9 protein-coding genes and 1 pseudogene are annotated in these 9,651 nt (G+C 39.0%); 1 reads left to right on the forward strand and 9 read right to left on the reverse strand.

Annotated features, from left to right (window positions below; genetic code table 11):
• Window positions 1-88 precede the first annotated feature (88 nt).
• From ACM0OR_RS26895 to ACM0OR_RS26925, 7 genes are all read right to left on the reverse strand, one after another.
• A complete protein-coding gene (locus tag ACM0OR_RS26895; RefSeq protein ID WP_414579470.1) occupies window positions 89-508 on the reverse strand; it encodes a lasso peptide biosynthesis B2 protein in 420 nt (139 codons plus the stop codon).
• Between the two features lie 116 nt (window positions 509-624).
• Entirely contained in the window at window positions 625-903 is a 279-nt protein-coding gene (locus tag ACM0OR_RS26900; protein ID WP_414579471.1) for a PqqD family protein, read from the reverse strand.
• Window positions 904-977: 74 nt separating this feature from the next.
• Window positions 978-2,837, reverse strand: a complete 1,860-nt coding sequence (locus tag ACM0OR_RS26905; protein WP_414579472.1) for an albusnodin/ikarugamycin family macrolactam cyclase — start codon at window positions 2,835-2,837, stop codon at window positions 978-980.
• Between the two features lie 223 nt (window positions 2,838-3,060).
• A complete protein-coding gene (locus ACM0OR_RS26910) occupies window positions 3,061-3,195 on the reverse strand; it encodes a hypothetical protein (protein ID WP_414579473.1) in 135 nt (44 codons plus the stop codon).
• A 67-nt stretch (window positions 3,196-3,262) separates the two neighbouring features.
• Window positions 3,263-3,397, reverse strand: a complete 135-nt coding sequence (locus tag ACM0OR_RS26915) for a hypothetical protein (RefSeq protein ID WP_414579474.1) — start codon at window positions 3,395-3,397, stop codon at window positions 3,263-3,265.
• Window positions 3,398-3,950: 553 nt separating this feature from the next.
• On the reverse strand, window positions 3,951-5,774 hold the full coding sequence (locus ACM0OR_RS26920) for an ABC transporter ATP-binding protein (protein WP_414579475.1): 1,824 nt from the start codon (window positions 5,772-5,774) through the stop codon (window positions 3,951-3,953).
• A gap of 175 nt (window positions 5,775-5,949) precedes the next feature.
• Complete coding sequence (locus tag ACM0OR_RS26925) at window positions 5,950-6,534, reverse strand: helix-turn-helix domain-containing protein (RefSeq protein ID WP_414579476.1); 585 nt, start codon at window positions 6,532-6,534, stop codon at window positions 5,950-5,952.
• Window positions 6,535-7,050: 516 nt separating this feature from the next.
• On the opposite strand from ACM0OR_RS26925, the gene ACM0OR_RS26930 reads away from it, so the two are divergent.
• Complete coding sequence (locus ACM0OR_RS26930; RefSeq protein WP_414579477.1) at window positions 7,051-8,136, forward strand: Rieske 2Fe-2S domain-containing protein; 1,086 nt, start codon at window positions 7,051-7,053, stop codon at window positions 8,134-8,136.
• Between the two features lie 325 nt (window positions 8,137-8,461).
• Here ACM0OR_RS26930 and ACM0OR_RS26935 read toward each other — a convergent pair.
• Window positions 8,462-8,982 (reverse strand): annotated as a pseudogene (locus ACM0OR_RS26935) (formylglycine-generating enzyme family protein); the annotation flags it as partial.
• Window positions 8,983-9,094: 112 nt separating this feature from the next.
• Window positions 9,095-9,610, reverse strand: coding sequence for a hypothetical protein (locus tag ACM0OR_RS26940; RefSeq protein WP_414579478.1), 516 nt, complete (start codon window positions 9,608-9,610; stop codon window positions 9,095-9,097).
• Window positions 9,611-9,651: the final 41 nt, after the last annotated feature.

Consider the following 9,651-nt stretch of genomic DNA (forward strand, 5'->3'; position numbering starts at 1 on the left):
ATCTAGCATCCCTAGGTTCTATAGATGATGTTTTTTGTCAATGCGTAAGTCCTAAAATAGTTAAAACTCTCAAAAAGCAAAGCCCTGTTTATACCGTCAGCAATTTTCTAAAACGATGTTCAAAATTATTCACTTCACGGAAAGGTTTACCAGCAACTTCTACCCATGAATGTGCTCCAATTGGTTCAGTAGCCACACCTACACACCAAGTTGACGATAGACCTTTAGTTAGAGCGAAAAGCATAAATGCCAAAGATAATTCTAAACATGCTACTCTTCCCAATAAAAATAAGTTGGATTTACGCACTGCTGCCCAAGCAATATCAGCTTCATGAGTTGTTATTTCCCGTGAACAATGACCCTTCATTGGCCTGAGAATTTTACAAATTCTGAACAAGCTTAGACAACGTACAGCTATGTATGCAACTATGACAGTCAATAAACCTATTAAACGGTCTTTACAACTCAAGTTTATATCTATAGTTGTTAATGACACTTGATCGTCCATAATACTTTCCTCAATTTAAAAACTTATAAAGTCAAATTTTTCCGCAGTAGACAGCATCATATTTACTTTCCTTTGGTTGAAGAATTAACATTATTAAAACCAAAGGAAAGTAAATATTAATAAATATTTGTCCCTGTTTCAAGTAGTCCTGCTTTCATAAAATCGTTCACAAGAAACTCCATATCTTTTTTAAAATCATCTGAGTAACCTTCATATAAATATGAAAGCTCTTCTATTGCCTCTTCAAATGAACCTAATTTTGTTAGTAACTTCCAAAATTCAGCCGCACTATCATTCAAAGTGTAGTAACGATTTTTTTGAGAATCTAATAAAATTGCACTTTCTTCAAAAAAAGTCGTGGAAACATATACTGGAACGTGTAATTTTTCCATCATTTACCTTCCTATCTAATAGAACTATTGCCCAAATCAAAGCGTAACTTTTATTCTTCTATTTACAGTGATCTCTGCTAATTCTCTTCTACCCAGAAACTTCTATGATCCTTTTCCAAGCGACGCAACCAGAGTTCAAGCGATAGGGTTTGAGTAAAAAGCGGTGAATTCCCAAAAAATCCCATGTTGAAATGTTGCATAGCATTTTCTAATTCTCTTATTTTTATTAGCCCCATATCAGCTAATAAAGAACCTTGGAATATTTCTTTAATAATGTTCCTATTTTCTCGCAAACCAATGAATTCATCAGTTGTATAATCCCCTTTTGTATTACGGGCAAAAATACTCTGTGGCAAATCTCGGTGAAGTGCTTTAGGTAATAGTGGTTTATATATAAATGGGCTAATTCGTTCTTCTGGGTTTGCAGAGAGACAAGCATCTATAACTAGAGTATCAAGATAAGGTGATTCTAAATTAACATCATAAATTTCATACAACTGGTGTCCAATTCTGGCATTTAATCCATTTAATTGAAGTATGGATATAAATTGATGTTCACCCACAGAATCTGCAAAAGGTGTTGCGATTTGTGCCCATTTTTGTAGTTCATCTAAAACTAAGTTGACAGAATCATTTGAATGCCAACTAGCAATCTCAGGAAGTAAATCCCATCCTAGAATTTGATCAATAGGCTGCTTGAGCTTAAATGCTTGAAGTGCTAAATCTCCAGTCTTTAGTTTTCTTGCTCCTTCAAATAACCAGTCTTGATAGGAAGTAAAATTGTGCTTTATAACCTTACTCATTAGAGTAAATGGTGAAAAATTTCCGAGTCGAGACCACCCATAAACATGGTGAAAAAATTTTCTTATTCGTGCCTGTCTTAACAGATCCACACAATAAGAATAACAACCTGAAAGCACTGCATCTCCACCGTCTCCATCCATATGAAGTTGAGAACTTAAGGAACTGATAATTTTGCTCCTGTGCAGGATTTGTGCTGTGGCTAAAGATACTGGACTTGGTGCATCTGTTAGAGGTACTAATTCTAAGTTACTATACTCAGTAGGAATTTCATCACCCTCAATCATTAAGGCATTTAGATTTGAATAAAGACTAGCTGCGTGCTGGGCATATTCTACATCTGACGATTGGGTAGCACTAACAGTTTTATTAGTTACTGTGTATAACTTTTTATCCTGCTTTGCTAAAGTTTTTGCAGCTATTAGAGCTAAAGTGGTTGAATCAAACCCACCGCTCAAGTCGCTAGTTATATTGCCATATAAACCAACTCGCCCTTCCACAGATGTTAGCAACTCTTCACGCAACTGTTCGGCTGCTTCAGAAAAACTTTTGTATTTTTGTGTTCCATACCAATACCGTTTACATATTGGTTTCCCCTTTGAAATGTGTAAATAATGCCCAGGGGGAATAGGTTGTACGTGACAGAAGGGAGTGCGATTCTGTACTAAGCTGAGTGTCACCATACCTGAGAGATAAGTGGCAAGCCAAGACTTATCTACTTCTGCCTTAAGTAGTTGTTTTAAAGGTATCGCCAGTGAAGAGTAAACTATACAAGAATTATAAATCGTATAAAATGCAGACTTAATGCCAGCCGCATCTACAAATACATATGTATCGGCATCATCTTGAACAATCAGGTTATAACTACCTGGCAATCTCATGAGTTGACTATACTCATTTGCTTTGACAGCATTACGGAAAAATTGAGCCAAAGTTTCATGAGGTGCAAGGCAAGTACCAATAATAGCTAACCGCACAGAACCTTCAAACAGCGTGATAATTTGCTGTTTTTTCCAAGAGCCACAAACCCAAAGAGAACTTGACGTTTTCCAAAGTAATTCACCATCAATGGGATTCGGAAGAGTTGCTAGAGAACTAACACTTTCTGGAACAAAGCCACAAAACCAACGTTTCATAATTTTTCTATGTTGTTTGATTATTAAATTTCACCAGTTAGTTCAGAAAATCAAAGAGCTTAATCTTGAAAGTTGATTATCATTTTTGTAGGTTGGTGATATCGTAAATTCAGCAATTTTAAGCATCTTATTTAAGAAAAGGGTGAATTTAAGCCAAATATGATTAACTCTTGTTTTCACCCTAATATTTGTCAAATTACTGCCACAATTTAGTGGCTACAGATTACGGAATTAATCTGCGACCGAATAAGCCATCTCTTTTCCACCAAATAGTACCTAATGTTGCTGTAACAGCATTACCCATGTCAATGAATTGAGGCTTAGAGTATTCCTTCTTGGTGACATTTGTAGTTTTCATTTGAAAAATCTCCAGAATTTTTGTGTTTTTTGTGTGGTTGAATTTATTAAAGCTTTAGAAGCACAGATTACGGAATTAATCTGCGACCGAATAACTCATCTCTTTTCCACCAAATAGTACCTAATGTTGCTGTAACAGCATTACCCATGTCAATGAATTGAGGCTTAGAGTATTCCTTCTTGGTGACATTTGTAGTTTTCATTTAAAAAATCTCCAGAATTTTTGTGTTTTTTGTATGGTTGAATTTATCAACCACACTATTAATTTAAAGCTTTATAAACATAGTATCAATGGAAATTATTATGATTAAATAGGATATTTATTCGGTCATATTGAGAGGATTTATGTAAATTAAGAAAGTCCACTTCAAAGGGAACAGGGAAACCACTCCTGAAGAAGTGAGATTGAAATAAGGAATTCTTTTCTCTTTTCTGCAGGACGCTGTGCGAACGTATTTTATATCTCGAAAAAAATAATTATTTAAACTGAGCTTCAAACCCAGAACTAAAGTTTTCTTTCCCTGTTGCCTGCGATGCACTGAGCTTGTCGTTCGCCTAAGCGTCCCGCAGGGAACGCAGAAAAGTGTTGCCCATTCCCTATACCCTAGCCCAAAGGGCTTTGTAACGGTATCCTGTAAGTAGAAAAAATACTAAAAGCAGCATATAGAAACCGTACAGTAAGGTCTCTATATGCTGCTGTAATCAGGTTGACTCTGCTGAATTGAATTAAGTCGAGATCAGAGGCAAAAAGTTACATCAAATTGTTTGAACACTATATTGCTGGGCTTGCATATTCCAAAGCGTGGCGTACTCGCCGCCATGTCGCAAAAGTTCCTCATGAGTTCCTTGTTCAATCAGCCGTCCACCCTTCAAAACTAAGATGCGGTCAGCCATGCGTACTGAAGCCAGGCGGTGGGTAATTAAAAGTGTTGTCTTACCTTGAGCTAGTTCCACAAAGCGGCGGTAGACCTCATATTCGCTACGGGGGTCAAGGGCCGCAGTAGGCTCGTCAAGGATTAGTAGTTGGGCTTTTTCTCGCATGAAAGCGCGGGCGATCGCTAACTTTTGCCACTCTCCTCCAGAAAGTTCTGTCCCCCCAAATTGCTTGCCTAAAGGAGTTAACTCTGCTTGAGGAAACTTTTCAACCAGTTCAGCAATACCAGCTTTTTTAATTGCCCGCCTGAAGCATTCTGAGTCATCCAGTGCGGCAATATCTCCCAAAGCAACGTTCTCTCCCAAGGTGAGTGCATAGCGGCTAAAATCTTGAAACACCGCAGCAATATTCTGTCGCCATCCATCCAAGTTTAATTCCCTCAAGTCCACACCATCGACCAAAATAGCTCCCTCTGTAGGGTCGTATAAACGTGTCAGCAGCTTTACTAGCGTGGTCTTACCTGCCCCATTTTCCCCTACCAAAGCTACGGTTTCTCCAGGTTTCAAAGAAAAGGAAACATCTACCACAGCTGACCGATGATCTGGATAGCAAAAGTGTACCTTGTCAAAGGTGATGCCGGATCGCATGAGAGCAGGTACTGGTTGACCAGGAATGCACACAGGCATGATTGCTTGGCTTTCTATGAACCCAAAAAACTGCTGCATATATAGTAGAGTTTCAAAGGTAGTTAAGGAGACAGCAATACACTGTTCGAGATTCTGTTGGAGGTAAGCTAGTGATTGTACGAAAAGAAGTACACTTCCTGGACTAATTTCTCCTCTAAAAGCTTGCTGCACCACCCAATAAAAGGCAAAGCCATTCCCCAAAGCAGTCATTACAGACAAACGCGCCGCCCAAAAAGCTTGTTTACCCCGCAAATGGCGCATAGTTTGATGCAAAGACTGAAATTCTTTGACATATCGATTAATAAACAAGGAACCAAGCCCAAACAAGCGTACTTCTTTGGCGTAGGTATCAGTAAGCATGACTGACGAATAGTATTGCATCCGCCGAGCTTCTGGACTTTTCTCATACATAGCTCCCCAAATGATCATTTCATACTGGAAGGAAACATATATCTGAGGGATGGTTGTAATAATAATTACAAACGGAATCCAAAACCCAAGTGGCAATAGCAGCACCACCATAGTTACCAAGGTGAACAAACTACTGCCTCCCTGAGCCAAATTGCCAATAAAACTCATTGGCTGGTATTTGACTTGTTCTTGGAGCAGCCGTAGCTCGTCATAAAACTTTTGGTCTTCAAAACGGTTCAAGTCAGGAAAAGTGTCAGCTTTACGCATCAATAGCAAGTTAATGTGAGCTGTTAGCTTTTCGCCCAAATTTCCCTGAATTGCGGACATCCAAGGTCGCAGGAGAGCTTCTAGCAGCAAAGCCCCCACCCATGCTGCTACCAAGCTAGCAATAAGTACAACGCTAATTTCCTTACCTTCGTTTAAGGCTATTGCTACTGTATCTACCACTTGCTTGGTAATCCAAACGCTGATGGCGGGAACTATTCCCTGCAACATCACCGCAGCCACCATCAAGACTGTTTCTCTGGGTGCTGCTTTCCCTAAAAATGGTAGAGAACGGCAGAAAGTTTTTGTGTAGCTACGTACAACGTCCCATACTTCTCTAAACATAAAAATTATTACAAAGTAAGCTAATGTGTATGCAACGCTAAATAACCCTACTAGGAGCGATCGCTTAGGTCAACAATATATGCATTAAAGTATTCAGCTTAAGTGTTGCCACCACCTATTTCAATGGAAAATTTTGCGCTGAAGTAGGACATTCTTAATGTTGCTGAATACTAATCTAACTGCGATGCATATTTCTCCACATTTTTGGAGTTGTACTGTGGATCTTCCGAAATTGGCGGATGAAATGACCTGGATCTGGATAGCCTACTGCCGCAGCAATTTGATTTACAGGTTGGTCAGTATTTACAAGCAAGGAGTGTGCCTGTGCCATCCGGCGTTGGACAATCCATTTGTATACTGTTTGTCCTGTTTGGCATCTCACTAGGTTGGTTAAGTAAGTTGGAGAGTAACCGGCTGCTTGTGCTACGTCATAGAGGGTAATCGGCTGATGATAATTAGCTTCAATGAAGTCGAAGACTTTTTTGAGTTTGGGTACGGACGGCAAGATTGAGTTTGGGATGGAGGACGTTGCAGTATCAGTACATGAGGTGAGAAACCTGATAGCAATAATACCTTCAGCAGTGGCCTCTAGAGTTGCTTGAAGTATAGAAAAAGACTTTTCAATTTCTGTCTGTGTTCGCTGGTGCAAATCTTCTTCACAGCACAATTGCTCGTTAACGGTACTTAACTCAGCCAAAAGCTCTTGCACTTTTAACTCTAGCTCTGTACTGGTTCTGTGTAAGCCTAATAAAGTCTGCATTTCATTAAATCCTTGACTAAACTCTCAGAATCATCTTTTTGTTAATCTTTTCCTTCTATGTTCTGAATTTGATTTCTCTCACTGACTACATACGTTAGACAGATGTTTTTATGCACTATCTGCTTTTGATGGCGAAGGAGCAACAAGCTTCAGTATTTTTGGTAGTAATTTTCTTGATTTGTAATGGCTGGTGTCAGTAATGTTGAGAGTTGCTCTGCAATTACTTCATCTTTTACCATTGGTTTTTGTTTTTTTTCGCATGGTCTCGATTGGTTTTTCGGCTCATAGTCATGGCTGGTCAAAATCGCTCAATTACTTGTCTATCCTGAGTTTTTCACTATTTTGACTCATGCAAATACTACCCTTGACAATTTCCTTCCTGAACTTGTCACTAATGTCAATAACCCTGCTTTCTTTAATAAAGCGGGGTTCTGATCGTACTCAAAATAACTGTTTTTAACAAATCCTCATGTTATCTGTAGAGCAACCGCTTCACTCATCAGTGAAACATTAAAAATGGATGATAATTCTCAGTCTCTTCAACCAATTCGCAAACCCAAAACCTTCAATAATCTCGAACGTTTCATTGAAGGATGGTATTGGGTAATACCTTCTAAAAACTTACTTATAGGTGAAGTAAAACCTATGACAATTTTAGGAAGAAAAATAGTAATTTATCGTGGTGAAGACAGACAAGCAGTGATTGTTGATGCCTACTGCCCACATATGGGTGCTGACTTGGCAGAAGGCACAATAGAAGGTAATGATATACGTTGTGCTTTTCACCATTGGAAGTTTAACAATCAGGGAATATGTGTAGAAATCCCCTGTTTAGAAGAACCTCTCCCCTTAAAGTTAAAAACTTGGCCTACAGTTGAAAAATACGGATTAATTTGGGTCTGGACTGGCGAAAGCCCCAGACAACCTATACCTTTTGTCCCAGAGTTAGAGTTTCATGAGTGTGAAAGTGTTCTCGGTTCTCGGTTGGTAATGAACTGTCATCCTCATGTAGTCATGATTAATTCCATTGACGTTCAACACTTTCTTACTGTTCATAAACTACCGTTAGATATTGCTTTTGAAAGGCAGGAATTAAGTCAAAATGCTATTATTTTTACTAAACATAGCGATAGCAATAAAGATAAGAGATTGTTTAAATTGCTGCGTCCTCTACATCAAAATAATATTTATAGTATTTCCTATTGGTATGGCAGCACCTTCACAATAACTGTAGGGCCAGATGTACTGCATTTATACATCATGTTTAGCATACGGATGCTTGATGATGGTAAATCTCAGATTCAGACTATATTTTTAACTAAGAAACGTCAGGGATTTGGGGGATGGTTATTAAATCGCTTTGTTCTGTGGCTGACTAATCTGATGATTCAGCACTTTATCGAGGATGATGCTGAAATTTTACGGACGATTAACTTCGATTTAAAAACTCCCATCAAAGCTGATTTGTCTATCATGCAGTTAATTAGTCACATAGAAAGGCAAAAACCCTTACGATGGAAGACTTGGCTATTAGCGCGATCGCCTGAAGCAGAGATCAAAGAAAATCAAGAAAAATGGCGGGATACTATGACTAATGATTGAGTGGGGAGTGATGAGTGCTGTTAGCGGTAGCAGGGCGTTAGCCCTTGCTGAGTAGTGAGTGATGAGTAGTTTTTTTTAGTCAGCACTTTTCATTTATATCTTAAGCAACTGTACACATAAAAAGAAGTGGCAAAGCCACTTCACATTTCCCAGGTAGAACCTACTCATGAGTATATCGACTAAAGAAAATTAAAATAGTATAAATTGACACTAATTCTTGGGAGAATTGCTCTTTAGCTTCTGGATGTGATAGTTTCGACAATCGGGCGATCGCTATGGTTGAGGAAAATATTTTGTGTTGATTGGCGATCGCACACAAAAAACTGTATTTACCTTTGGGTGCAGAACCGTAGGGATAGTTACCGTTGTAATTAACTAAATCTGGGGTGATGGTTTCCCCAAAATAAAACGGTGTGGTTGTGCACGACAGGCGTATTCCCATTCCGCCTCGCTGGGTAGCCTGTAGGTTTTTCCTGTCTTCTGGCTCAATTTCTCACAAAATTCTACCGCATCATCCCAACTGACTCTTTCTACAGGTCTTTTCTCTCCTTTGAAGTTGGAAGGATTTATCCCCATGATGGCTTGATACTGTTCCTGGGTGATTTCATATTTCCCCATGAAGAAGCCGGGAACTATCACCTGTCTCTGGGGACTTTCATCTGAGTCTCGTTGCGCTTCTCCTGCTGGTGAACCCATTGTAAATGTTCCCCCTGGTATCTGCACCATATCTAAGCTGACACCATTCCCTAAGTTTTTTGCAAAGTATCTTGCTTCCTCATTGCTACGGTTGGTGATTTTTCCGTGTGTATTTACCTTCACCACTTCAAATTGAAAAGTTTGTAACGTCAATTCCTTGTTAGAAACAGGAGTGCCATTGATAAAACTTGTTCTCATTTCTTCAGGAATCGGCAACCTTACCCCAACTACCTGTATTGGCTTTCCTCCTGCAACCAGTTGATCAAACTGAGCCTTTCTTTGCATCTGCCAAATTACCACGGGCAAACTTTGCCATCCCACGAGTATAAATCAACAAAGGCTGAAATTCTGCTAATGGCTCAGTAATTGTTGCCGTTAATGATGCCAGTCGCACCATTTCTGCTGTATCTTGCAAATCCAATTGAGAGAAAGCTAAAGCTATTTCACGAGCCACTTCATGAGGTCGCGTGTATGCTAAAGCTATCCACCGTTGAGACTGGACAAATTCAGTATCAAAATCATCACTCTGAAACTGCTGCCGGATATAATCAAGCAAAAAATCGGACAGTTCATTTATCCTAGCTTGACCAAACCTTTTATCTTCCTTTAAATGTTTTACCAGCAGATTCCTGATAGCTAAATCCATCTCATATAATTCATGTCCCACTTCCTCGCACAAACCAGAAAGCAGCACATCAGCCACTGCTATCCACGGGATATTGAGGAAGTCACCATAAATATCCCGTAGGAAATTAGCCCACAAACTATAAGTAATCAAACAAAATTAATTACACAAATTAATATACAATATAATTTAGG

The organism is Anabaena sp. CCY 9402-a, from assembly GCF_963920945.1.
GTDB classification, from domain to species: Bacteria; Cyanobacteriota; Cyanobacteriia; order Cyanobacteriales; family Nostocaceae; genus Trichormus; species Trichormus minutissimus.